We start from the raw sequence: 24,135 nt of genomic DNA, 5'->3' as shown, positions 1-24,135 counted from the left end.
ATATCATTGGCCAATATAATCACCTGCCAATGTTAAATGAGTTTTCAACGAGTTATAAGACTTTAGGAATCTTTCGGCTGTTGTATCATCAGAAAGGAAATGCGCTTTAGCATATGTGATTATGGCTCGTTTAATCAGTGGATCAGTATCATCTGCTGCTTTTAAAATAGATACACCCGACAACATTAAATCATGTCGGGCCGCGTCAATAAGATCATTAATTTCTCCATCTAGTACAGAATGAGAGACTCGTAAAGCTATTTTTACCTCAGCTAGCATATTACTCACCTATTTTCTTTTCTGCTACGGAAGCCTCTTCCTTACCTTGAACCTTTTCACCATTACTAAGTTCATACCAGCCACCTCCCATATGTTTAGGAAATTCACTTTCCACTTCTTCTTTATCAATAAAACCTTGTTCAACTAAAAAAGTGACCCGTTCAGCATCTTCATGCGTGTACAGATCACCTTGGTTAAATACCTTTTCAGTATCTTTATCGCGAAATTTATTTTTAACTTTATGGTAAGCCATGCTTATTCCTCCTATAAATTTATTTGACTATTAAACTGTTGGAGTTGTGGGTTCAGCTTGTAAAATTACGAATGCTTTGCTATCTAAAACGTCTCCATCTACAATGGCATATCCCATGTAATCAGTTAAACGATCACGAACATGATCTTCACGGTACATTGTAATGTCTTCATTGATATTGGCCACATACCCTGCAGACACATTAGCAATTAAGAATTCGCCTTCTGGAATACCTGCATCCGGCTTAATTGAACGCCCAAGGATACGACCAACACCGCCAGCTTGTACATCAGTAATGAACAACGGGCGCCCTTGACCATCAACGATATTAGCAAGGATGTTCCAAATAGAAGCATTATTTGCGTAAATTGTTGCACCGTTCACATAAGATGAGTGGAGTTTGGCCATTACACCTGTGAGAGTTTTAAATTCAACACCTGTTTTTGTGTTATATTCAATAATTTGAGGTTTATCTGTCTCGGCAGATAATACTGTTTTAATGCCTCGTGGTTCAGGCTTGAATGATTCTCCGGCTCCTGGCTTACCTTTACCTTCATAAACGCCTTTTGATAAAGAGATACCCATACGGTCCCCAATTTCACGAATGATATAGGATTCAAACTCAGGAAGGGCCATTTTCTTAAGCTTCCACGTCACTTGAATAGCTTTAGCAAGTTCACAACCCGTTAAATCCAGTTGACCAAATCCTAACTCATCTGTATCAACCTTTTGATCTTCTGTATACCAACGGCCATCTACTGCATTTCCATCTGATTTCAACATAGATAAGTTGCCTGGTACGTTGAATTTACGAACATCGGCCCATAGTGGATATTGCTCTTCAGCACGTCTCCAAATTCCAGCAGCTACCGTTTTCGGAATTAGAATTTGGCTGTTTTCTGTCGTGTGTGTAAATTCACGATATTCATCATTTACCTTGTTAAAAAGATCGCGTTCCTCTGAGTTGAGGGATTGCCCCATCATCTCTTTAGCCCATAATGTGCGGTATTCTTCCGTATCAATTGCTTGGTCCCATTTCATATCACGAATTTCTGGTTTTTGAGAGCCTTGTTGTTCTAAAGGATTTTCAATGTGACGACTTTCAATGCTACCCAATTGAATGCCTTCAGCAATTTTACGTTTCTCGATAATTTTAGCTTCTTCCTCTTGTAATTGACGAAGCTCTTCTTGAATTTCTTTTACGTTTACTTCTCCATCACTTTCTAATAATGAACGGATTTCCTGTTTTCTTTGTAAAATTTCTTGTAAACGATTCATGTAATTTCCCCCTATTTTCTAAATGAAAGTTTGTAAAATTAACTGTTTTCTTAATTCCTTGTTCTTTTCGTCCTGATAAACTTTATATGGATCATCACTACGGGCACTAACTTGGCTATCTGGATAAGCAGGAAAACCAACTGGACTAATTTCAAATAAATCCGCCTGAGTTACGGTCCTGGTCACATTATCAGGATCCGACTCATCCCATTCTTCTTTCCGCATTCTAAAACCAAAAGAAACGCCGTCAACATCACCGCGTTTAATCGTTTCATATGCATCGTTACCAAGAGTAGTGTTTGGAAGGTCTAGTTCAAAACGCAATCCAATGTCATCCTCATATAATCGAAGAGTGCCATTTTTAGTACGGCCTAGAACCTGTGAAGTATCATGGGACCATAAAGCTCTTTGGTCCTCTTTTGTAAGAGATTCAGCAAAGGCTCCTTTTTTAAACTGCTCCTGGAATCGTTGAAACCACCCCATGGGATGAGACTTCATTTCCCACTTAACCGCATAGCCTGTGATTGTGCGTTGGCCCTCTCCATCTTCTCGAATTTCAATGGTGGACTGCGGCAACTCTCTCTTTTCATTCAGAGGTTGATTCGTCTTCTTCGTCATCTGTCTCACCTCCCTTCAGTTTGTCTTTTTCTCCTAATTGGTACTGGTTAGCCTTATCTGCTCCAACGACATTGAGTGTTTGAATAAACTCATCTCCACCATCAATAGCAGAAAGATTTAAGATTTCCCTGGCTTCATTTTTCGATAAAATACCTAAAGGCATTAAATCTCGTATCATACTAAATTTTGTTGTGTTTGAAGCGTAGGCTAATCTGTTAGCTTCAAAGATAATCTCATTTCCGCTGCCTTGCTGACCAGATGTAAATAATTTAGATGTAAACTCCAATGACAATTGAATGGCTATTGGTTCAAGGACTGATTCATAAAAAGCATTCCATTGATCTTCTTTATAATCACTGGTGATTATCGCCTTATTAATATTAAAGTATCGATATACCTTGTCCTGGATTAAGTCTAGTTGCTTGCTGTCTACCATTTTTGGATCGTTCTTCAACTCTTGATATTCAGACTTACTGTCTAATGCAGCAATTCCGCCGTTATTTGTCACATCCATATAATCTTTAACGAAAGAATCACGGTTAGCCCGGATATCTTTATCCTTCAACATGCCTGTAAACTTTAAGAGACCGCGCAAAAAAGCCGATGACTTAACTGCATTTATAATCCCTTCATCTGCTGTCTTAACGAGCTCAAGGGTAGGAAGCAAGGCATCAGCATTCGATTCTCCAAACAGGTCTGACTTAGCAAAGAACCTTCGAAGATGAACAAAATCTTCATATGGAGCTACTATTTTTCTACCATTTGCGAATTGAAACTTCACAAAAAGAATATCCTGAGATTCTACCAATTCAATATGGCTGGCTTCCACAGGATAAAAAGCTTCTACCTGACCAGTTGGACCGTATTTGATAAATACAAAAGCATTATTATTCAAATACAACTGAGTTACGATCTTGTAAATAAAATCGAATGTAGACATAAGCTCATTTGGTCTTAAGGAAAGTAGTTTTTCAAGAGGTCCGTTCACATGAGTGATTCCATCCTTGGTCCGGCGGATATGCTTTGGTTTTAGTTTGGCTGCGTTGGTAGCGATGGCGTGAATGGCACTTCGAACAACATCTGAAGCATATGGATCGTTGCCGAATGCTCTAAATACTGGTGTATATCCCGACATCATTTGAAAGCTTGTCTCTCCAGGTAATGGTTTTATATCCTGCTTACCTAACAATCGGTCCCAAAGATTCCTTTTTTCATATTTCAATATCTCACCCCCTTTATAGGCTTTGTTAATGATTAAGGTTGATTTTCGAAAAAATAAAAAGGCCACTTAAAAAGTGGTCTCCATTAGTGCTTACTATGGAACTAACGCCCTAGTTAGTTCATTAAGCTTAAATAAAATTTTTACTCAGATAGCACTGCAAACTTGTTTTTAAATCCATAAAATCAACTTGATTCACGTTAATTTCAGGTTCGATCCAAGAAAAACCATCACCTTTAAACCTTGGTATTATATGCATATGATAGTGTTCAACATCTTTAAAGATTCCATTCTCTTGCATAATGGTTATTCCATCAGTATTGAGTAGGTTTTCAAGTGAAATAGCTATTTTTTGAGATATAAGGATTACTTCATTTAAACTATTTCCATCAACTTCACTGAATTCTTGATAATGTGTTTTGGGAACAACTAAAACGTGCCCTTTGTTTATTGGAAATTTATCTAAAAAGCAACACACCAACTCATTTTCATATATTATGTATGCTTCAGCTTTTTTATGGACTATCTCACAAAAGATACAAGTCCCCATTTTAACCCTCCTTTTTCCTACATAAGAATCATTTCTATTTTCTTATGGAACTATCCTGCCCCGTTAGTTCAAAAAGAAAATCAACTACATCTTTTACAGAGCCTAGTCATAAAAAATAAGCACCCTGTTCGGAATGCTTACACCATAGCCATATAATCACTGTAGTTTTCTTGTAAGACAACATAAGCGATGAGTAAGCTTACAGCTCCATCTATACGCATCTTTTGACTAAGCCCCTTCACAGGCCTTATGTTTTCATTTTCATCAGTCTTAATTGAAGTATTAGTCAAACACCACTTTAAAATAGGATTTTTGTTATAGTTGATTTTGTTTTCCTTCAAATCAGCACCCAATAATTTCATTGGTTGCGACATGGTTTTCGCACCTTGCCTTACTTCTTTCATTGTAAATCCTGCGTCTTCCATTTCGCGTGTCCAATATTGTGAATTCCAACTATCATAGCCTACCCAGAGAGGACGAATATCATATTCATTCACCATATGAAGAAACCATTCTGTGACTTTCGTGTAATCAACCTTTTGACCATCAGTACCGATAACAAATCCTTTATCTTTCCAAGAGTCATATGGAATATTATCCTCATGAACTTTCTTTTCAATTAAATCGTCAGGAATGAAATATTTCTGAATAACATATTTCTCATCACTATCCGGTTTCATAATAATGATCGTAGCACAGGTTAAATCTGTTGTGGAAGATAAATCAACCCCAGCTACTGCATAACTATCCCTCAAGAATTCTAAATCATAAACCGCCTCATTGTTTACATCTTCAAACGAAAGCCAAGAATCCAACGAGCTTTCTCTGATATTAAAATCCTTTGTTAATAGGTTTTTAACAAGTAAAGAATTGGCTTTAGCCTTATTTACTTTTGTTTCTAGGTTATCGATTTTCTTAATTGTTCCTAAACCTGGATTGGCCTTTTTCCAAGTAACAGGGTTGGTCCATTCTTTTCTGTTGTCTAATTCATAAATGACAGGAAGAAACCGATCATCTTTATATCCGGCCGGGTCATCAAATCCATCTAGAAGCATTTTCGACTCATCATACTTCATATCATAGACGGATTCTCGGACAGTTCCGGCCGTGGTGATCATGACGATGAGTGGCTGCTCCCGTGATGAGGTGCCGTCCACAATGACATCATATAAATTCTTATCTTTCCATGCATGAATTTCATCAAGTGAAGCCCCATGGACGTTCAATCCATCCAGTGTGTCACTATCACTACCTACCGGCTTAAACGTGCTATCGTTAAAATCAGCATTTAATTCTTTAACCAGAGCTTTTATTCTCTTTGAAAGAACAGGAGATTTTTTAACCATTCTTTTTGATTCTGACCAAACAATCTTAGCCTGTTGCTCCTTAGTTGCAACTGCGTAAACTTCGGCCCCACCTTCTCCATCCGCTACCTGGAGATATAAGCAGATACCTGAAGAAAGAGTTGACTTCCCATTTTTCCGCGCAACTACTAAAAAGACCTCACGATATTTTCGTGTGCCATCTATTTTATGAATAAAACCAAAAGTTGCAGCAAGAAAGGCTTTTTGCCAAAGCTCTAGTTCTATCGGCTTGCCAGCCCATTTCCCTTTAGAATGCTTACAATAATTTTCTATGAATTCAATTGCATGATTTGCTCTTTTTGAATCATATTCATAAACGGATTCTGTGTCATAAATATCATCCACAAGCTTTTTATAAATACGTCTTACTTTATCACCAACTATTTCATCGCCGGACTCAATGCGATTGTAATATTCAATAATCGGATTATATGTAAGAGGGTAATGTCTTCTCTGCTTCATTTATTCATCACAAAGTCATCAAACCCGTCATCCTCATCTTCTACAGTAAGTCCTTCTTTAGGCAGAAGATTGAATAGTTTCTCGTAAGCAGACGTATAGCGATTGATCATCGCATTGTAAGATTTTTGAGCCGGGTTTTCTACAATCATTTGCTGGGAACCTTGTTTAAATAAATAAACAGGACCCTTTGTTTTTATGGCATCTTCGAGAATCTGAAGGGTAACTGTCATGAAGGCCACTCGCTCAATCAAACGCTGAGCCACCTGCTTTTTATCCTCCGATAAATATTTAAAAATGTTGTCAAACCTCTTGATTTCCAAATCTATTAATTCGTCTTGTGATTGTTTACTAAGCTTCGCCATAATCAGTAACCCCCCCTCATACGAAAATGGCCTGTGTATTATTCGAAGCTCCCACATCGGTCCCTAGATAGTTGCTAATGGTTTTTCAAATGGGGGGCTTACTCATCTTCATTTGTTTTCTTTTTCTCGATTCTAATAGTGTAATCGTCCTCCCTCGCATCGTAATCAATGTAAGCAACATCGTAGTCTGCAAGTAATCCAATAACCTTTTCTTTTGCAGCTTCTTGAATTGTCTTCTCCATTACATCTCACTCCTCGTATTTTCAATACAATTAGAACAAATAGATGTTGAATGAAATACTTTCTTATCTTCATAAAAGGTTGTCCTTTCCATAAGATCACCGCACTCTGGACAGATAGACTTATCAATCTCATCCAGCTCATCAGCTAATGCAGCAGTATGTTTGGATATAGCCCTGAGTTTAAGCTGTAACTTATCAGTATGCATATCAACATCGATACTTACTTTACCTTTAGCCATTACCTATCCCTCCTTATCAAGTCACCATTACTATCGAACATTACGCCTGCTGCAGTAACACCACCGCCACCACCAAAGTGTTCCTTGTTATGGCATGGTCTGCATACTAACTCTAGGTTGCTATGATTCAAGGTGATGTTAGGATTATCAATGTTATTAGGTGTGATGTACTTCTTATGATGGACTATCTCCCCTGGCCCAGCACACCGTTCACATAAGCCATACTTACTCTGGAAGTATGAGTTCCGGCAATCTCTCCATGTCTTGGACTTATAAAACTTCTTGGCGTATGGTTTCATATTACTTACCTAACCTTTCAACCATCCAATATACGGCTATAACTATTAGACATATAAGTGGCCACAACCACCAATAATGTATAAACTTCTCTCCTTCAGTCATATGTATCATGTCATGTATGAATTGATTCAAAAATACCCCTCTATCCGCAAAATAAAAAGACACCCTGAGAGGATGTCTTTTATCTTCTTTTAGTCTTGGTTTATACCATAAAGTAATTCTTTTTTAAATATCTCAAAATTTTCTTTTTCTACTAAATCGATTTTTTCAAGGTACTCTTCTTTACTAATTAAATCGTTTTCGATAAGTAAATCTGTCAATGCTCTAACTCTAATTCTGTTATACACTATCTCTTGTCCCAGATTCACAAAGATGTTGGGTTCATCTTCTAATTCAACGATTTCTGTAAGTTCTAGTTTAAAAGTTATTAGAGTATCTTCATCTAATTCACCAGTATATCTAGACATATGATTTTTTATATTGAATTTTTCATCAATATTTAATTCTTCGCTCTTAATATTTATTTCACTGTTTCCTACTAAATTAGAATATAAATTAAAATTTTGTAGCCCGTAAACATTAAAATAAAACTGAAGAGTTCTTACCTCTATATTTCCATTAAATTCATTAGGTATTAAGTCGTCACTAAAATCATAAGCATCAACAACAACGCCATTTAAAGAAATTTTCGTCATAATATATCGATCCCCTTTCCTGTATTTATTAAATTCTTTATCGTTTGGCAAATATCCTTCTGATTTTAATAATATAACTTGAGTATCTTACTTAATTCGACCCATAGGAATTTCAGTAAGAAACAAGCATTGAATATTAATGTGTTACAAAAAATTTAACTAAGTTCATAACTACCACCGGTTTTTTACCTGACAAATCATAGTTGCACTCGTCGACATCATATAACTGATCGTTAACATATATACGTGACCCAGGTGGCGGTACCACATAATTTTCAAGTTCAGGATAAGCTGGCAGCCTTTTTACTTCGTCTTCTAATATCAATTCACCATCACAATAAAACTTAAATATCATTTAAATTCCCCCTTTGATAGAGAAATTCGGCATTTAGGTTTTTGGTCCTTGTGACAAAGTAATGGAATAAAAAAGCACTCAGATGACTGAGCGCCTTAATTTGGACAATTATAGACCATTAGTTTTCTTACCAAGTGTGCCTGAATCCAAAACAAGTTTATAGGTCCAACATTACCTGGCTTGTAATTTTTTTATCCCATTGTGCCTGGATCTAAGTTTTTTGTACCTACTGTTCCTGGGTCAAGGTTTAATAGTCTGCTACCTAAACCACCTGGGTCAAGAGTTTCGCTACTAATCAATCCTCGATCTAACATATTAATTACCTCCTCTCTGAATATATTAAAACACTCAATTATAGGAAATTTGCACGGTTCTGAAATAATTCCATTCTAATTTCTTGGTAGTTCTTTCCTAACTGAAGTAAGACAGAAATGACTTTCTCTACTTTTACTACCTTTCTTAAATCTTCTGTAGTAAATGAATCTCGTAAAGCTTCGTTTTTTTCAATTTCATACATAGCTTTCAGTTCATTAGCCGTCATGTCAAAAAGCGTTGCATAAACCAAATTGGTAAAAGCAGCATATTGCTGACCATCTTTAAAGTTACCTTCATAGAAATCTTTAATAGCATCAGTTAACTGTCTTCTATCACGCTTGCTAATTTCTCTCTCAATTGCCCAACGCTTTTGCTCACTATCAGAAACCTCTTCAATGTTTAATAGGTAATTTCTAATAGCTTTAGCAACTTCTGATTCCGTTAGTAACATTCCCATCCTCAATAATCCTCTTCTATTAACTAAAGTTAATGAAGGAGCTGTTTTAAGGTCGGGGTCAAGCTGGACCTGAGCTTTAAAATCTTTCAAAACCTTACCTTTGAGGAGTCTCATTTCACCGTATACATTAAATTCATCACGATTTCTTCTGATCAATGACTTAATTGCATCAAAAGGAACTTCATAATAATCCGCAGCCATTTGAATTGTAACCTCAAAATCTTCAGTTAAATACGCAACACCTTTTACTTTTTCTAATACCTCATCGCGGTAAACATGTTGATCCCGCATTGTACGACTTTCAATAAGTACAAGTAAATTTTCCTGCGTTATGTCTGCTTCAATTTGCTTGTTTTTAGCCATTGTTACCCACCCCTTTTGACCTACAATTATTAGGGAAAATAAGATAATTAACAACTACAATCGTTCGTCAAATTGTGACATTTAAACTAATACCACCTCATTATGCTAACTGCTTAATATAATAATATTTTTGGAGGGCTCTTACCCCCTTGCCCCGCCAGTAGCCACCGCAAACAAAGTGCTTCAGCATAGAGTTCATGCCTGTTTGACTACTCGAGTAATGCACTTTGATAAGGGATATGTACGTCTCCCAGGAATTACTTCCTGAGATAATCTTATAAAAATAGGCATAAAAAAAAGGCACCAAGTTTGGTAGCCCTTTTGTCATATGTTTTGTATATATTTTGGTATCACTTTTGTCCCTATATTATTCCTAAAGAGGAAGCAATCATAAAAATAGCTGTTTTCTTCTTTTCATAATACGGCTTCTTTTGTAAGCCAAGATCCAGATAAATGTTTAAATCGTTTTGCCGTTCCAAACTGAGATACTTCATTTCAATGATTTCTCTTTCTATGGAATCAAGACTATATTTTAAAGCTCTTTCTATTTGGATTACTTTTAATTCATTCTCCACATCATTTTCTAGTAGTTTGGGAAACAAACGTCCCTCGATACCTTTTTCACACTGTTCTAACTTGTTTTGTTGCTGGACCTTCAGAGCCTTGTATTTCTTTAATTCTTTAACAACTATAGACCTAATTTTCTTTTCATCAACGTCTGGAAAGAAAGCTAATTGCGTGCCCATTCATTCTCCCCCTATGGTATAATATTTCATCCAAAAACATATACCGCGGCCGGGAGAAATCCTGGTCTTTTTTATGCCTAAATTTCTTAGTTAGTCAATTCTTCATCCATCTTCATTTGATCCGGATTAATACTTGCTGAACCATCCTTATCGATGGTGTATTCCACACCTTCATGCGGATCCTCAAAATCCTCTGTGCTCATTTGTCCTTCTGGTGTATTATCTTTATCTGGTTGACTCTCCATTACCTCTTTAGGAGTTTGATATGCGTATGTTAGATCGATTAAAAAATACTGACCGTACTTATTATATTTCTCTGTGATTTTGTGCATTTGAAGGTTGTCATTTTCTTTAGCAGCTGAAACAATTTCCTCCGCCTGTTCACGTGTATCTGCGTAATGTTGTTCCTTTTGATTAAGTTGTACTTTAGCCATTGATTAATCCTCCTATTAATAAGTGTTATTTTTATTTGAATATATAAGTAGACTAATTGCTCCTATATAAAGAGTTAATGAAAGTTTTCTTTTATTTATAAAGCGTTTCTAGCCTTAGAAAGTCTTTCAGCTGCTCTTTCCCTTTGTTCATCTGTATAGACCCGTTCCTTTTTCATACTGACTTGTTTTTCTGTCAAAGTTCCCCTAACAGCTATCGGCCTATCATCCTCCGATTCTATGACGAATAACTCTATTAAATTAGAGAGTTTTCGTATGTGTTTAGGAACAGTAGAGTAAACGGTCCAATCACCTGTACTATTGTCAAAAACCAATGAAGTTTCTTGCTCATCTCGTGAATAACCCATTCGGAAATACCACCCTCTCTTTATTTGTTATTTAAGCGCGTTCTAAGACATTTCATTATTCACTAGACTAATTGATCTAGTTATAAAAAATAAAGCTAATTTACCCCTATTCTGTAGATCGTTTTCGTGTCGAATAGCGTCGAAATTACTTATTGTGGTATTTTCTTTTAAGATAAGCATTAAGATATTTCTCTAGTAATGGACTTCTCCCCATCCAGTCACGACCAGACCTAATATGATTAGGTGTCCAACCTGGCATTTTCGGTAAAGGTGTATCAGCAGGTAATGATCCTATTTTTGCTGCTTCTTTTAGTAAAAGTGATTTATTATAGTTAGCCATTCATTCCACGACTCTCCGAAGCTTAGCAATCCAAGGAGAAGAAAAGTCTACTACCTGATATCGCTTTTGCTCAAATGAATAATGATTAAGGACTTCAGATTGCTGGCCTTCTTGTTTAAGAGGAGAAATAATCTCGAATCCCCTAACTATTAAATCCTTGATAGCTTGCTCAGCTTCATGCTTTCTTTGCCTTCGAATAATAACCGGCTGAATTTGCTTGCCCATCATCCCATCCCCTTTGTCCTAATTGCCTGTCTTCGCTTTTTCAGCTTTGTAAATTTCTTCGAGATTACTCAAAGTTAACTCATAAAGTTGTAAACCTTCAGGCGTTTTGAAATATCCCATTTTCAGTAGTTCATTTTTATAAAAATCCTTTTCCAGTTCTACTCTCTGACGTAAGATCATAATTTATCCTTTCTTGCAAACTGAATATCCAGGGAAAAATGGCAACCACATGTACAGACAAATTTATATAGATTCAGCCTTTGGCGTTTTCCCGAGTACACAACATACTTACAAGATGGACAGAAAGCTTTATAAATTACCCCGTTCACAAGTTGACATCCTTCCCAATAGTTTTAAATAAATCCTTTTTTCAGTAGTTCACGAGTCATATAGTAAAAGTGATGGTAAATGTAATTACCGGTAGCACTAGGAGCAAGAAAAACAGTTGAGAAGTCATAACGGACCTCAAATGTTTTTAAGCTGCCTAGCAGTGATTTAGGTTTATATTTACTCCGATACAATCCGTTTAGTATTTTCGAGTATCCCTCTAGATCCTCACAAATCAGAACAAATGGATTTTTGGAAGCACGAATCAACTCATTTTCAAAACGGTTGCGGTCCTTGATTGATTCAACCAGCTCATCAACACCATTTTTCCGTTCAATGCCAGCAGCTAAGTAAATATCCCTGGTGATACCCATTTCAGGATTTTTAGGAATCATCGCTGAGTAATCGGCGGTCTTCATGGTCCTTAATTTGAAAGGAACGTTTTTCTTTCTGAAATAATCGAGTACATGTTGGTTTTTTTGTTCCCTGGTGTCCACAATAATTTCAAGTGTTCCCAGGATCTGTTCTAATTCCTTGTCGGAATATCTATAATGTATGGCCGACATTTACTGCCCCCTAAAGTACGACATAGCACGATCAAATATTTCTTTGGACAGCTTATCCGTCACATCATTTTCATAATTACATATAGGCTCAGTGACCTTATCCCAACCGTTATTATTCAAATCAATCATCAATTGCATAACGGCTGCTGTACCTGCAGCATCATTATTTAGCCAATCATTTATTTTTTCGTTCATAGCTTGGTCAATTCCACGATAGAAGTTAATTACTTTATCCATTGTTTGCTTAACGGCATGATCCTGGTCAGAATAATTACCTTTGAGAAAAGCAACAATTCTAGCTTTAAATGATTTGGCTAACTCCTCTAGTTCTGGATAGATATTTTCTGGATTGTCTATATACAATTCATCACCGTCCAGAACTAATGGAGAACCCATTGATTTGAAATCCTCAATTATCTGTTTTGGATGCATAAAACACCTCTTTTTTTCTAACTGGTGTTATCGAAGTGTTACTAAGTTATCGAAGTTAACGGGAAATCTATTAACTCTCTTATATATATATTATTTTTATTTATTTATTTTTCGTGGGAATGGAACTAGGAAATTCAATAACTTTAATAACACATAAACAAAAAATATAAATTTACTAAAGTAAGAAATCTTTATTTATCAAGGCTTACAGCTTCTTTCTGTTAAAGGGAATAGTGTTATTTAACTCCTTATCTTGATTTGCTTCGATAACACTTTTTCCTTTTTCGATAACACCTTCATCTTCTTCTGTAAAAAATCCAGCACCTGCAAATTGATTTAGTGTTAACCCTTGGATAAATACTTTATTTCTATTTCCTTTCTCTTTCTTAAAACCTCGTATTTCCATTTGACGATAGAATGAACGATTTTTTAGTTCCATTTCATTATTCGAATAGCACCATTTCGTGTAGTTTTCGTATAAAGATTTAGCTTCAATTTGCAAACTTTTATGAAGAGTACAATTCTCTTCCAAGAATGGGCCTAAGATATCCATATCCTCACGATAACTTGCGGTTGCTTCTCTAACAGCTTGCGGCTCTCCCAGTCCATCAGCCTGCCACTTCAAGCAGCCTTCCACAGCCCAACGGAGAATGCCTGGCATTTCCTTTGCTAACTTTTCCGGTAGATCATAGTCAATTTGGTCTTTAGGAATGGTAACGGTAAAAGGAATTAACTTAATCCGTCTCCAGATACCTTCATCAGATCCTTTGATAATTGGCTTATGGTTTGTCGTAAAGAAAACTTTAAACTCAGGTGTAAACTCAAAATATTCTTGTCGAAGGAATCGAGCTGACATTTTCTCTCCACCGGTTATTTGTTTAACCAATGATTCAGACAGCTGCTGCCCTTCCTCACTCTCGACTGCGGAGACAAAACGAGCACCATCCAATCGAGCAACATCATTATTGATTCCACTGTCATTTTTCTTCTTTAGAAAAGTGTCACTGTTTGTCTGCCTACCGTAATCGCCAAGGAGGTCCTGGATTGTATTTATGAAAGTTGATTTACCATTCCGGCCATTACCGAAAAGGAAAAACATGATTTGCTCTTTAGTAACACCAGTAAATGAATAACCAATGGCTTTTTGTAAAAACTCAATGAGCTCATGATCCGGTTTTCCTTCTGGCGTTAGAAAAATACTTTCTAAGAAAGCCAGCCAATTCGGACATTTAGCATCTTTTTTATATTCGATAGGAGAAATCTTTGTAAAAAGTAAGTCTCTATCATGCGGACTTAATTCACCTGTTCTCAGGTCAATCACTCCGTTATCACAATTAAAAAGAAATTTATGAGCGTCTAGCTCTTTCTTTCGTATAGAAACCATTGGCCGTACATCCAAAATGCTATTTATTCGAATAGCACGCTTTTCACACTTCTTTGCCCAATCATTAAGCTGTTTTGCACGATATCTATCTTCTTCAGACTTTGACTCTGTATATAGCCCTCTTAGTGTTTTAGCAGCAAGTGCCTCGATATTCCTCTTACTATCCTCCTGCCACTGTTTCCCATTCCAAATGAGCCATTCCAGTTCATTACAGTACCGGATGTTGTCGCCATGGTAATAAACGATTCTCTCTGCATTTCCTAACTCAGTTAAATGAAAATTAGGGACCTTATCAATGATTTCCTCGGTATCTTCAATTTCTTGCTGCTCATCTGAAAAATAGAATTCATATTTCTTTTCCTCTGGTGGTTCAAAGTCCGATATGGTTGAAGGAGTAGCGAGAATGGCCGTTTCAATCGTCATTTGTCCATATGTACGACCGTCTCCTGAATGTTGCTTATCCCACTTTTCACGAAGAAGACTTGATTCCCGGAACATTGAATCCATTTTTGATGCGTCTTTGTCCGTCCAGAAAGCTAAGTGATTACATAAAGCCATATCTGTGGAAGAATGATCCCCGTTTATGAGAAGGCCTTGAAAAAGATCCTTTATATTTCCACCGTTCTTACTATTGAACATTCTTTCCCACAAATCAGAATTAGAAAGGCTGCTGAAGTCCTCTTTTTCACGTGGCTCTGTCTTATTCTTTGCTAGGGCTTTTGGTTTTTCTTGAAGGTATTTATCAAAGAGAATTTTCAACTCATCCGAACGGTCCACTATTGGAACTTCTCCCAGGCTCTCCCCTGTGAAAGTAAAGTATCTGCCATGTCTATAAATCTCTAATCCAAGCTTGGGATTCTTTTTTCCTGTACCTGGTCCTTTGAGTGGCAATGTACCTTTTGCAATGATGTGGATTCCCTCACCACTTGGAGAGTATTCTGTATAGCTTTGAATGGTTTCAATAACATCCTCTGCCAGTTCTGTAAGGGCTCCTTCATTAACGCAATGATCAATATCGATGCCGATGAATGGGTCGTCCTTGGAGAACATAAAGCCAATACCGTCATATCCACCTTTTTCAAAAAATTTGATAGCTGTAGGAAAAGTTGACCAGCTGCGTTTATTATTTGATTGAGCCATCTCCCCATTAATTTGATACGGAACCTTCGTCTTTTTACCTTCACGCAGTTCAGAACGCCATAGGATCCAATGAGGAGTGTTTTTAAGCTCAGTTGGTATATTGTGAAATTGATGTGTCATTCGATTACTCCCTTTTGAAAAGGGAGCTTAGCGCCCCCTCCTATTCACTGAATTTATTAATTGGATTATTAAAATGGAACATCATCATCAGAAATTTTAATTTCAGTTGGTGCTGAAGCTTCCGAAACTTTAAGTGACTTTACTTCTGCAAATTTTTTGCCGTTATATTCTCTTTCTCCCACAACTAAACGGACAGGCTTATTTAAGAAAGCATCAGCCCATTCTTTGTAGTTTGAGAACTCCATACCATCTGGAAATTGTGCAGCTTTTGAAGCTTGCTGGAATCTCCACAACGTATTATCTGCAACAACAAAGTTATCAAATAAGATTTTTTGTCCCTGACAAGGTTGATCTACATCAGAACGAATTTCATAATCTACAACAACCATGTTCTTTCCAGTTGAAGATACCTTTTGTTCATAATTCACCACGGTTGCCTCATATTCACCTGGCTTGATTTGTTCGAATGTTGATTCACCTTTTGTATGGTCTACTTTAAACATTTATAATTCCTCCTATTATTTAAATTCTGCTAATCTATCGAGTGCTGTACTTGCAAGTTTGATAGAAAAATCAGCAAGGTTTATATTTGCCTTAAATTCAAATTCCTCTACTTTTTTCTGTGCTTCCGGATTACTAGATGCAATAGCCTTCACTTGTTCAATAAGACTTTTCCTTCTGTTGTCTTCTTCGGCTTTCACATCAATACCAAGCTCGAGCCATTGATAGAGCTTACGGCCAACATCAACAGTAATCTTCTGTGGCTTACCTTCGAACATTTGAGTGTTATCTTTAGAAATGTCAGCTACATGATCAATATCAATTACAAAGTTGAGCATGAACTCATATTCCATTTCTTCCTTTTGGACAGGCTTGGTACCGACTTTTCTTGGTGCCATTTTGCCATCATTATTCGGCTCCACCACATACTCTGTTTTGGTACGAAAGGTAGCCAAGATATGAACATTATTTTGAGTAAGAGTCTTAATCAACTTTGTCGTTTCCGGTGCAAGCTTGCCCCAGTTTTGAAATGAGTTTCCGGACATTTGGCCATGAGTTTCAACAATGCCACCCTCACCCATCCAATTGTGAGAAATGGAATCAACAATCACTACTTCTGCTCCAGCTGCCTTTATTGTTTGAACAGCCATTTGATATCGGTCTGTTGTGAATGGTGGTGTAAAATCGATGTGCCGGAATTTACCGATACGAATATCTCCTATTTGTAAATTGGCATATAACTTTGATCTTCTGTGTTCGGTATCAACCACACCGATTTTCAGCCATAGTTCAGACTCACTGGCTTCTGGGTAAGCTTCTTTCATCATTCCGTAAGCAACCATTAGGGCACTTACCGTTTTTCCTGAACCACTGCAGCCGATGAAGCCAACGACTGCTTTTTCCTTTTCGCGTTCAGCTTCTGTGACTTGAAACATGATTTAAACCTCCACACTATAAGAAATGGATTCTGGCTTAACGACTACACCAGGAACAAGTTGCCCATTTTCATCAACTACAACCTTTTCACCGGATATTTCCACAATCTTTAATGACTTTTTCAAGTCAGCCCATTTCACACTATTCTTTATAAAATCATCCATTTCGTTTTCAATAACGTATTGAAGGATTACATCCTCATTTTCTTTTTCTGGAGATTCCTTCGACTTACGTGTTTTCGACTTACCATAAGGTGTACTAATCGTTTTTGCTTTTGGATCATCTGCCAATTGTTTAGCATGATACAGAGTAATAAGTGACTCGAAAAAACTAGTGCTGTTGGTTATCGATGAAAGTTCACCTTTTTCCCATTCAGCTATACGGTCCCGTTCCACATTTGCCAGCTGCTTAATTTCCTTTTCCTTTGACTTAAGAGCAGTCAATTTACGGAATGCCCAGTTTAGGCTGTTGATATCCGTAATCTCAAAATTAGTTTCCTGTGATTGGATTTCTTCAACTTCCATAAGTTCGATCTGTTGTAATGCATTCATTCGTTTTCCTCCTTCAATTCGTTTTCAAGAGATTCATAAACTTCTATTAAGTCATCGTAAAAATGACTTCCACCTAATGCAGCTTCATGTTTTTCTAGCAATTTATAAAGATTTTCTAATTTAGAATTATCAGGACTAAAAACGGTATTTTTCTTCGTTTCGAAATACATTTATTAATCCTCCTGTTGCATATTTGTTTAAAAATCATATAAGATGTAAATGATTAGTTATTTGTTACTGGCTCCTGCTCTAACAGGAGTCTTTTTTTATTCGGCTGACGTAAAAGAAAAGCCATATACCTCACTTAAATAACTCTCTAGATTTTCTTTCAGCACAATCTCCCCTGTGGACGGATCCATTACAATCGAATCGCCTATTAAGATTTCATGCCCATAAAAATCAATGCCTGCATGCTCTGGCTGTGCTACTAAGTTGGGATATCCAGTTTTAATAGTTTGTGAGATGTCAGGATGTTCGATTTCCTCTTTAGGCACTTAATTTGCCTCCCCTATACTCGTACTTCACACCAACAACAGGTAAATGTATTTCTGTGATAAGCTCATCCTTGCGATTAAACAATAGGTATAATCCATTGTGTTCGATAATGTCATCCACAATATCACCAGCAAATAATTTCCCAACTGCAAATGTATAAATGAGGTTCCCTGCAGCCACTTCGAATGATTTAATTGTTCTTTCCATCAATTTCACCTCCTTTCAATCGACCTTCAGTTAATGAGCTACCGCACATGCATCCAATTAAAAAGACCAGTGAAATGAAGAAACCGTAAATCATGTATTCGCCCAATGATTTGTCCTCCTTTAATTATTTGGTTGCTCTGTAATCCACGATAAAAGAAATCTCTCAGTTGCAATGGCAGGGAAATACCACTTTCCCCCTATTTTTCTCTTTGGGAACCTTTCATCATAAAAGAACTTTTCTTTGATATTGTTTTCACTCATACATGTTTGGCGACAAAGTTCCTTCATATCCCATAAAATACGGCGCTGTTCAATCTGTTCGAGATGTTTTTGCAACTCATCTATAAACCGTTGTTCAATCATTTGTTCATTAAGCTGGATACTTAACATTTTCTTCCCCCTCCCTGCACCTAACTACACTTGAAGTGTAGTTGAGGATCAAAAAAAATTATATCGTCAATTGAGAATCCTACACACTCCGCAAACAAAAAAGCCTTATCAATACGTAAAGGAATTTTATATTGTTCATAATCAATATAGGTTCTTTTTGTCATTCTCAAGACTTTTGCCATTTCTTCTTGAGTGAAACCTTTATACTTTCTTGCCTGTTTAATAGTGAATTTAATGTTTGTCATATCTTGTCACCTCCTGTCTAAAAATAGAATAACACACTTGAAGTGTAGTTAACAACTATTTTTTGGAATTAATATTCACTTTAAGTTTACTCGTGTTCACTCATAGTGTATATTATGAGGAGGAGGTGAAAAAAAATGCACATTGGGGAACGAATTAAAAAGTTTCGGAAAGAACGTAGAATGACACAAGAAGAACTAGCGAGGATTTTAAAAGTAGCTCCAACGTCAGTTTCAGCTTGGGAATCTGGTCGAAACAAACCCTTAATGGATAAATTAAGCTTAATGGCTACTTGCTTTAATATCCCATTATCTGAACTAATCGAAGATTCATCCTCAAAAGAAACGGATGAAGTATCCTTTGAATTTTCAAATGAAAATAAAGTTAGATTAATTGGTGTATATGGGAATATCCCGGCTGGAGAGCCTAATTTTGCCCAGGAATATATAGAAGCCTATATGCCTACATTACATTCGATGGTTGATAAAAACAAAGAATATTTTTATCTTAAAGTCAATGGTAACAGCATGAATAAAGAATTCAGTGACGGCTCACTTATCCTCGTTGAAAAAACTAATTATCTTGAGAACGGTAAGATTGGTGTAGTTTTAGTTAACGGTTATGACGCTACAGTTAAAAAAGTTAATATTGATAAAGATAACATCACACTAATCCCTTCCAGTACCGATCCTTTTTATGAAGAAAAAACTTATAACATTGAAAAAGACCATGTTCGAATATTAGGAAAAGTGGTACAAGCAATAAAAATGTACGATTGAGTATTAAATTTCTAACGTTAGCAATTTAATCAACAAAGGTGGGCGACGGCCCTCCTCTTTAAAAAGGAGGTTTTTAGTTGGCTAGTTTTCATAAATATAAAAAGAAAGGTTCTAATAAAGATTTTTGGGAATATCGAATTGTATATAAAGATTCACTAACTCAAAAGTTTAAAGAAAAGTCAAAGAAAGGTTTTACTGGTAAGACAGAGGCTAAACTAGCAGCTGAAGAAGCAGAAAGATTGATTCGTGAAGGTTATGAACAAACAGATGAATCTTTGAAGTTATACTTACACACATGGTTAGAGGAATATAAAAAAGGATCGGTAGCTAAAAACACGTTTGAATTGCATGAGCAAAACATTAAAAATCATATCATTCCTTATTTCAAAAACGTACTTTTAAAAGATGTTAGACCTATTTTGTATCAGAAGTTTATCAATCAACTTGCACAAAAAGGTTATAGTAGACGGACAATTGAAATTATACACCAAACTATGTTTAACTCTTTTGAAAAAGCTATTGTTCTCGAAAAAGTTAAAAAAAACCCATGTGCTGGGGTCGAAATAAGAGGAGAGAAAAAAAAGAGGGAAATACAATTTATCGAGTCAGAACATATAGCTGAATTTTTACAGATTGCTTATAAGTATGATTATTCTTATTGGCTATTTTATAAAGCACTCATTGAAACGGGTTTAAGAAAAGGTGAAGCAGCTGCGCTCCAGTGGACAGATATAAACTTGAAAGAGAAAACAATTAACATTAATAAATCACTTGATTTCAAAGAAGCAAGTAAAGATCAAAGTAAGATATTTGGAGATACAAAAAATTTCAGTTCGAAGCGCATCATCACTATAAGTCATGGATTCGCTAATGATTTACATTTCCACAAAAAATACCAAAATCAAAATAAAATTGCATTAAACCAAATGTATCAGCATGATCTTAATTTGGTCTTTTGTAGAAACGACGGAAGTTATTTACCGAAATCAAGTCTCTTTAATTCTTTTGCTCGCATATTAAAACAAGCTAACCTTCCATCCTTACCCATACATTCATTGCGACACACACATGCTGTTTTACAATTGGAAGCAGGAGCGAGTATGAAATATGTACAAGAACGACTAGGCCACGGCAGTATGCAGATCACTTCTGATGTATATTCGCACATAAGTAAAAAGCTTGAAAAAGATGCAATGAACAAATTCGAAGAGCACATGAAGAATGTCCTCGAATAAAAACATTTATGGGCATTTCATGGGCAGTAATTATCAACCCAACAAATTTAATAAACTGCCCATAAAAGAAAAACCCCTGACACCAGAGGGGCCAAGGGTTTGTACTATTAATAAGTAGACATATATTGTTCGCGTTCCCAAGGGTGAACTTGTGTGCGGAACATATCCCACTCGATTTCTTTTGCTTCGATGAAGTGTTCAAGTAAATGGTCACCTAGAGCATCCTTGATGACTTTATCCGCTTTTAATGTTTCTAATGCAGCGTATAAAGTAGATGGAAGATCGATGATGCCTTCTGCTTCACGTTCTTCTTTGTTCATGACATAGATGTTACGGTCCACTGGAGCTGGAGGAGTCAGGTTATTTGCGATTCCGTCTAGACCCGCTTTTAGGATGACCGCAAGTGCAAGGTATGGGTTTGCTGCTGGATCGACACTACGTACCTCAACACGAGTACTTACTCCACGTGAAGCCGGGATACGGATTAATGGGCTACGGTTTTTAGCGGACCAAGCAACATAGCAAGGTGCTTCATAACCAGGTACTAAACGTTTGTATGAGTTAACAGTTGGGTTAGTTACCGCTGTAAAGTTTGGTGCATGTTTGATGATACCCGCGATAAATTGTTCAGCTGTTTTGCTTAATTCTAATTTACCTTCTTTATCGTAGAAAGCATTTTCGCTTCCCTTAAATAGAGATACGTTACAGTGCATACCTGAACCATTCACACCGAATAGTGGTTTTGGCATGAACGTTGCATGTAAACCATGTTTACGGGCAATCGTTTTAACGACCAATTTGAATGTTTGGATGTTATCACAAGCTGATACAGCGTCTGCATATTTCCAATCGATTTCGTGTTGTCCTGGGGCAACTTCGTGATGCGATGCTTCAATTTCAAAGCCCATTTCTTCCAGTTCAAGAACGATATCGCGACGGCAGTTTTCCCCTAAGTCAGTAGGTGCAAGGTCAAAGTATCCACCTTTATCATTTAATTCTAGAGTTGGTTCGCCTTGAGCATCTAGTTTGAATAAGAAGAATTCAGGTTCAGGTCCTAAGTTAAAGTTCGTGAAGCCCATTTCTCTTGCTTCAGCGAGAATTCGTTTTAGGTTAGCACGAGGGTCCCCATCAAAAGGTGTTCCATCTGTATTGTAGATATCGCAAATCAGACGAGCAACTTTACCTTTTTCTGATGTCCAAGGGAAAACCACCCATGTATCTAAATCAGGGTACAAATACATATCTGATTCTTCGATGCGTACGAAACCTTCAATGGAAGATCCATCAAACATCATTTTATTATCAAGTGCTTTTTCCAATTGACTAACTGGAATTTCTACATTTTTGATTGTTCCTAGGATATCAGTGAATTGCAAACGAATGTACTTTACATTTTCTTCTTTTGCTAAACGAGTAATATCTTCACGTGTAAACTTTGCCATTTTCAATTCCCCCTAAATAATAGTTCATATTGATATTTCATTTGAAAAAACGCGACATATCACCTTGTCGGAGAGATGTGCGATTTCTAGTGCCTTGGAGAAGCTCTGCTCGTAAAAGCTTACGCAATTCGTCATCACTTAAGTCACGTCTTATTTTCTCCGCCTGTTCAAGATCTTGTGATTTCGGTAAATTTTGTTCTTTTACAGTAAATATCTTCTTAATGCCAGCGAGATTGACGCCTTGTTCGATCAAGTCTTTAATCTCAAGGAGTCTATCAATATCGTTTAAAGAAAAAACGCGCCGGTTTCCGTCTGTTCTCATAGGAGTAATTAATTGATGCTCTTCGTAATATCGAATTTGACGTGCAGACAAATCAGTCAGCTGCATCACAATTCCGATGGAAAAAAGAGGCATAGAACGCCGAATGTTGTTGCCGCTCATTCTTTGCATCCTCCTTTGTTTATCTTGATATAATCATAGTATATGGTATTTAATATGTCAAGGTGATGTTACCTTTTATGACATAAATTATTCATAAAAATTGAATGATTTGTAACCCATTGAATATTATGACTATTTTTCTTCATGAGAATCCAGACATGCTGGGTTCTCACGAAGTGTATTTCTTAAACTAACGGCTACCATCTCACGTTACAAATGTATCAATTCTTTCTCCATTAACGAGTTCACCGCGGTCAATACAGCCATTTTTACATGGGCATATGTTAAGCCACCTTGAACATAGGCAACATAAGGAGGCCTTGTCGGTCCATCTGCCGTCAGTTCAATGCTAGCTCCTTGGATGAATGTTCCTGCAGCCATGATTACATCATCTTCATACCCTGGCATATAAGCAGGGTATGGAGTAACATGTGAATTAATTGGGGATGCATATTGAATTGCCTGGCAAAAAGCCACCATTTTATCTTTATCATCGAATTGGACAGACTGAATTAAATCGGTACGTTTTGCATCCCAACGAGGGTATGTATTCATCCCGATTTTTTCTAAAAAGGCTGCTGTGAACATCGCACCTTTTATCGCTTGCCCGACGACATGTGGGGCAAGGAAGAATCCTTGGTACATTTCCTGTAGGCTATATAGTGAAGCCCCTGCCTCCGCTCCAATACCTGGGGACGTCAAACGATAGGAACACGCTTCAACTAAATCTTTTTTACCGACAATGTATCCGCCAGTCTTCACAATTCCGCCACCTGGATTTTTAATGAGAGAACCCGCCATAAGATCTGCCCCGACATGACAAGGCTCTTCCGTTTCCACAAATTCGCCGTAGCAATTATCCACGAAAACAACGATTTCTGGATTGATTTCCTTTACGAAAGAAATCATTTCCTTTATTTCATCGATTGTAAAGGAAGGACGAGTCGCATAGCCCTTTGAGCGTTGGATGCCTATCATTTTCGTTTTCGGATTGATCGCTTGTCTGACGGCTTCAAAATCCACACTTCCCGATTCCATTAACGGTACCGCATCATAACCTATTTGAAAATCGCGTAAGGACCCAATTCCAGAACCCCTGATCCCGACAATTTCTTCTAATGTATCGTATGGCTTTCCAGTTATGTATAGCAATTCATCGCCTGGACGTAAAATCCCAAATAAGGCAGTGGATATGGCGTGTGTACCTGAAATGATTTGAGCACGAACCAGTCCTGCTTCCGCACCAAAAACATCGGCATATATTAATTCGAGCGTATCACGTCCGATATCATCATATCCATATCCTGTTGTTGGGTTAAAATGCGAATCACTCACACGGTGCTTCTGATAGCTTTGCAATACGCGAAATTGATTGGTCTCGATTCTTTCATCTACTTGCTTATGTAATGGAAAAATCGTCGCTTCGACTTCTTGGGCGATTGTTTTTAAGACTTCTCCATGCTTTAACTGCTGATACATCCAAA

The 24,135-nt window shown here is 36.9% G+C and carries 37 protein-coding genes and 1 pseudogene; 2 read left to right on the top strand and 36 right to left on the bottom strand.

What is annotated here, in order from left to right; genetic code table 11:
- Positions 1 to 3 precede the first annotated feature (3 nt).
- The 33 genes and pseudogenes from ACIQXU_RS16420 to ACIQXU_RS16260 all read right to left on the bottom strand — a co-directional run bounded on the left by ACIQXU_RS16420 (position 4) and on the right by ACIQXU_RS16260 (position 18,755).
- Positions 4 to 279 (bottom strand): head-tail connector protein, encoded by a 276-nt coding sequence (locus ACIQXU_RS16420; protein ID WP_402990918.1) that lies wholly within the window; start codon positions 277 to 279, stop codon positions 4 to 6.
- 1 nt (position 280) lies between these two features.
- Positions 281 to 532 (bottom strand): hypothetical protein, encoded by a 252-nt coding sequence (locus tag ACIQXU_RS16415; protein WP_402990916.1) that lies wholly within the window; start codon positions 530 to 532, stop codon positions 281 to 283.
- A gap of 30 nt (positions 533 to 562) precedes the next feature.
- Positions 563 to 1,810 (bottom strand): phage major capsid protein, encoded by a 1,248-nt coding sequence (locus ACIQXU_RS16410; RefSeq protein WP_402990914.1) that lies wholly within the window; start codon positions 1,808 to 1,810, stop codon positions 563 to 565.
- 18 nt (positions 1,811 to 1,828) lie between these two features.
- On the bottom strand, positions 1,829 to 2,428 hold the full coding sequence (locus tag ACIQXU_RS16405; protein ID WP_402990911.1) for an HK97 family phage prohead protease: 600 nt from the start codon (positions 2,426 to 2,428) through the stop codon (positions 1,829 to 1,831).
- Positions 2,397 to 3,650 (bottom strand): phage portal protein, encoded by a 1,254-nt coding sequence (locus ACIQXU_RS16400; RefSeq protein ID WP_402990908.1) that lies wholly within the window; start codon positions 3,648 to 3,650, stop codon positions 2,397 to 2,399. The genes ACIQXU_RS16405 and ACIQXU_RS16400 overlap by 32 nt, the downstream gene beginning before the upstream one ends.
- 127 nt (positions 3,651 to 3,777) lie before the next feature.
- Positions 3,778 to 4,200, bottom strand: a pseudogene (locus ACIQXU_RS16395) (HIT family protein); the annotation flags it as partial.
- Between the two features lie 134 nt (positions 4,201 to 4,334).
- Positions 4,335 to 6,023 carry a terminase large subunit gene (locus ACIQXU_RS16390; protein WP_402990905.1) on the bottom strand — a complete coding sequence of 563 codons (1,689 nt, stop codon included), beginning with the start codon at positions 6,021 to 6,023 and terminating at the stop codon, positions 4,335 to 4,337.
- A complete protein-coding gene (locus tag ACIQXU_RS16385; protein ID WP_402990902.1) occupies positions 6,020 to 6,385 on the bottom strand; it encodes a hypothetical protein in 366 nt (121 codons plus the stop codon). Before ACIQXU_RS16385 ends, ACIQXU_RS16390 begins: the two co-directional genes overlap by 4 nt.
- A 98-nt stretch (positions 6,386 to 6,483) precedes the next feature.
- Positions 6,484 to 6,627: a hypothetical protein gene (locus ACIQXU_RS16380; RefSeq protein ID WP_402990899.1), complete on the bottom strand. Its 144-nt coding sequence runs from the start codon at positions 6,625 to 6,627 to the stop codon at positions 6,484 to 6,486.
- Positions 6,627 to 6,866 (bottom strand): hypothetical protein, encoded by a 240-nt coding sequence (locus ACIQXU_RS16375; protein WP_402990896.1) that lies wholly within the window; start codon positions 6,864 to 6,866, stop codon positions 6,627 to 6,629. Before ACIQXU_RS16375 ends, ACIQXU_RS16380 begins: the two co-directional genes overlap by 1 nt.
- Complete coding sequence (locus tag ACIQXU_RS16370; protein WP_402990893.1) at positions 6,866 to 7,165, bottom strand: HNH endonuclease; 300 nt, start codon at positions 7,163 to 7,165, stop codon at positions 6,866 to 6,868. Before ACIQXU_RS16370 ends, ACIQXU_RS16375 begins: the two co-directional genes overlap by 1 nt.
- 192 nt (positions 7,166 to 7,357) lie before the next feature.
- Positions 7,358 to 7,861, bottom strand: a complete 504-nt coding sequence (locus ACIQXU_RS16365; RefSeq protein WP_402990890.1) for a hypothetical protein — start codon at positions 7,859 to 7,861, stop codon at positions 7,358 to 7,360.
- 136 nt (positions 7,862 to 7,997) lie between these two features.
- Entirely contained in the window at positions 7,998 to 8,216 is a 219-nt protein-coding gene (locus tag ACIQXU_RS16360) for a hypothetical protein (protein ID WP_402990887.1), read from the bottom strand.
- Positions 8,217 to 8,407: 191 nt separating this feature from the next.
- Positions 8,408 to 8,530: a hypothetical protein gene (locus ACIQXU_RS16355; RefSeq protein ID WP_402990884.1), complete on the bottom strand. Its 123-nt coding sequence runs from the start codon at positions 8,528 to 8,530 to the stop codon at positions 8,408 to 8,410.
- A gap of 38 nt (positions 8,531 to 8,568) precedes the next feature.
- Positions 8,569 to 9,351: a hypothetical protein gene (locus tag ACIQXU_RS16350; RefSeq protein ID WP_402990881.1), complete on the bottom strand. Its 783-nt coding sequence runs from the start codon at positions 9,349 to 9,351 to the stop codon at positions 8,569 to 8,571.
- A gap of 362 nt (positions 9,352 to 9,713) precedes the next feature.
- Positions 9,714 to 10,097: an ArpU family phage packaging/lysis transcriptional regulator gene (locus ACIQXU_RS16345; RefSeq protein ID WP_402990878.1), complete on the bottom strand. Its 384-nt coding sequence runs from the start codon at positions 10,095 to 10,097 to the stop codon at positions 9,714 to 9,716.
- 86 nt (positions 10,098 to 10,183) lie between these two features.
- Entirely contained in the window at positions 10,184 to 10,531 is a 348-nt protein-coding gene (locus ACIQXU_RS16340) for an organic solvent tolerance protein OstA (protein WP_402990875.1), read from the bottom strand.
- A gap of 95 nt (positions 10,532 to 10,626) precedes the next feature.
- Positions 10,627 to 10,896, bottom strand: a complete 270-nt coding sequence (locus ACIQXU_RS16335) for a hypothetical protein (protein ID WP_402990873.1) — start codon at positions 10,894 to 10,896, stop codon at positions 10,627 to 10,629.
- Between the two features lie 145 nt (positions 10,897 to 11,041).
- Entirely contained in the window at positions 11,042 to 11,236 is a 195-nt protein-coding gene (locus ACIQXU_RS16330) for a hypothetical protein (protein WP_402990870.1), read from the bottom strand.
- The gene (locus ACIQXU_RS16325; protein WP_402990867.1) at positions 11,237 to 11,461 is read right to left on the bottom strand and encodes a hypothetical protein; all 225 of its coding nucleotides are present in this window, start codon (positions 11,459 to 11,461) and stop codon (positions 11,237 to 11,239) included.
- Positions 11,462 to 11,479: 18 nt separating this feature from the next.
- Positions 11,480 to 11,641: a Fur-regulated basic protein FbpA gene (locus ACIQXU_RS16320; protein ID WP_402990864.1), complete on the bottom strand. Its 162-nt coding sequence runs from the start codon at positions 11,639 to 11,641 to the stop codon at positions 11,480 to 11,482.
- Between the two features lie 173 nt (positions 11,642 to 11,814).
- Positions 11,815 to 12,354, bottom strand: a complete 540-nt coding sequence (locus tag ACIQXU_RS16315; RefSeq protein WP_402990862.1) for an ERCC4 domain-containing protein — start codon at positions 12,352 to 12,354, stop codon at positions 11,815 to 11,817.
- Positions 12,355 to 12,786: a hypothetical protein gene (locus ACIQXU_RS16310; RefSeq protein WP_402990859.1), complete on the bottom strand. Its 432-nt coding sequence runs from the start codon at positions 12,784 to 12,786 to the stop codon at positions 12,355 to 12,357.
- A 205-nt stretch (positions 12,787 to 12,991) separates the two neighbouring features.
- Positions 12,992 to 15,430 carry a phage/plasmid primase, P4 family gene (locus tag ACIQXU_RS16305; protein ID WP_402990857.1) on the bottom strand — a complete coding sequence of 813 codons (2,439 nt, stop codon included), beginning with the start codon at positions 15,428 to 15,430 and terminating at the stop codon, positions 12,992 to 12,994.
- 68 nt (positions 15,431 to 15,498) lie between these two features.
- The gene (locus ACIQXU_RS16300; RefSeq protein ID WP_402990855.1) at positions 15,499 to 15,933 is read right to left on the bottom strand and encodes a DUF669 domain-containing protein; all 435 of its coding nucleotides are present in this window, start codon (positions 15,931 to 15,933) and stop codon (positions 15,499 to 15,501) included.
- Between the two features lie 15 nt (positions 15,934 to 15,948).
- Complete coding sequence (locus tag ACIQXU_RS16295; RefSeq protein ID WP_402990852.1) at positions 15,949 to 16,866, bottom strand: AAA family ATPase; 918 nt, start codon at positions 16,864 to 16,866, stop codon at positions 15,949 to 15,951.
- Between the two features lie 3 nt (positions 16,867 to 16,869).
- On the bottom strand, positions 16,870 to 17,418 hold the full coding sequence (locus ACIQXU_RS16290; RefSeq protein WP_402990849.1) for a host-nuclease inhibitor Gam family protein: 549 nt from the start codon (positions 17,416 to 17,418) through the stop codon (positions 16,870 to 16,872).
- Positions 17,415 to 17,588, bottom strand: a complete 174-nt coding sequence (locus ACIQXU_RS16285) for a hypothetical protein (RefSeq protein ID WP_402990846.1) — start codon at positions 17,586 to 17,588, stop codon at positions 17,415 to 17,417. Before ACIQXU_RS16285 ends, ACIQXU_RS16290 begins: the two co-directional genes overlap by 4 nt.
- 96 nt (positions 17,589 to 17,684) lie before the next feature.
- Complete coding sequence (locus tag ACIQXU_RS16280; RefSeq protein WP_402990841.1) at positions 17,685 to 17,912, bottom strand: YqaI family protein; 228 nt, start codon at positions 17,910 to 17,912, stop codon at positions 17,685 to 17,687.
- Positions 17,905 to 18,120, bottom strand: coding sequence for a hypothetical protein (locus tag ACIQXU_RS16275; RefSeq protein WP_402990837.1), 216 nt, complete (start codon positions 18,118 to 18,120; stop codon positions 17,905 to 17,907). Before ACIQXU_RS16275 ends, ACIQXU_RS16280 begins: the two co-directional genes overlap by 8 nt.
- Positions 18,104 to 18,226 (bottom strand): hypothetical protein, encoded by a 123-nt coding sequence (locus ACIQXU_RS16270; RefSeq protein WP_402990834.1) that lies wholly within the window; start codon positions 18,224 to 18,226, stop codon positions 18,104 to 18,106. Before ACIQXU_RS16270 ends, ACIQXU_RS16275 begins: the two co-directional genes overlap by 17 nt.
- Positions 18,227 to 18,240: 14 nt before the next feature.
- Positions 18,241 to 18,510 (bottom strand): hypothetical protein, encoded by a 270-nt coding sequence (locus ACIQXU_RS16265; protein ID WP_402990831.1) that lies wholly within the window; start codon positions 18,508 to 18,510, stop codon positions 18,241 to 18,243.
- A gap of 20 nt (positions 18,511 to 18,530) precedes the next feature.
- Complete coding sequence (locus ACIQXU_RS16260; protein WP_402990829.1) at positions 18,531 to 18,755, bottom strand: helix-turn-helix transcriptional regulator; 225 nt, start codon at positions 18,753 to 18,755, stop codon at positions 18,531 to 18,533.
- Between the two features lie 135 nt (positions 18,756 to 18,890).
- Here ACIQXU_RS16260 and ACIQXU_RS16255 point away from each other — a divergent pair, with 135 nt between their 5' ends.
- Positions 18,891 to 19,532, top strand: a complete 642-nt coding sequence (locus ACIQXU_RS16255) for a LexA family protein (RefSeq protein ID WP_402990826.1) — start codon at positions 18,891 to 18,893, stop codon at positions 19,530 to 19,532.
- A gap of 77 nt (positions 19,533 to 19,609) precedes the next feature.
- Positions 19,610 to 20,767, top strand: a complete 1,158-nt coding sequence (locus ACIQXU_RS16250; protein ID WP_402990824.1) for a tyrosine-type recombinase/integrase — start codon at positions 19,610 to 19,612, stop codon at positions 20,765 to 20,767.
- A gap of 107 nt (positions 20,768 to 20,874) precedes the next feature.
- Here the strand turns inward: ACIQXU_RS16250 and glnA are convergent, their stop codons facing one another.
- The 3 genes from glnA to ACIQXU_RS16235 form a co-directional block, all read right to left on the bottom strand.
- On the bottom strand, positions 20,875 to 22,209 hold the full coding sequence (gene glnA, locus ACIQXU_RS16245; protein WP_402875294.1) for a type I glutamate--ammonia ligase: 1,335 nt from the start codon (positions 22,207 to 22,209) through the stop codon (positions 20,875 to 20,877).
- A gap of 37 nt (positions 22,210 to 22,246) precedes the next feature.
- Entirely contained in the window at positions 22,247 to 22,651 is a 405-nt protein-coding gene (locus tag ACIQXU_RS16240) for a MerR family transcriptional regulator (RefSeq protein ID WP_402875291.1), read from the bottom strand.
- A 210-nt stretch (positions 22,652 to 22,861) separates the two neighbouring features.
- The gene (locus ACIQXU_RS16235; protein ID WP_402990821.1) at positions 22,862 to 24,130 is read right to left on the bottom strand and encodes a methionine gamma-lyase family protein; all 1,269 of its coding nucleotides are present in this window, start codon (positions 24,128 to 24,130) and stop codon (positions 22,862 to 22,864) included.
- Positions 24,131 to 24,135 lie beyond the last annotated feature (5 nt).

Origin of the sequence: Peribacillus sp. NPDC097284, assembly GCF_044761765.1 — a bacterium.
GTDB lineage: Bacteria > Bacillota > Bacilli > Bacillales > DSM-1321 > Peribacillus.
The sequence above is the reverse complement of the archived record's forward strand: the minus strand, read 5'-3'. Positions and strand labels throughout refer to the sequence as shown.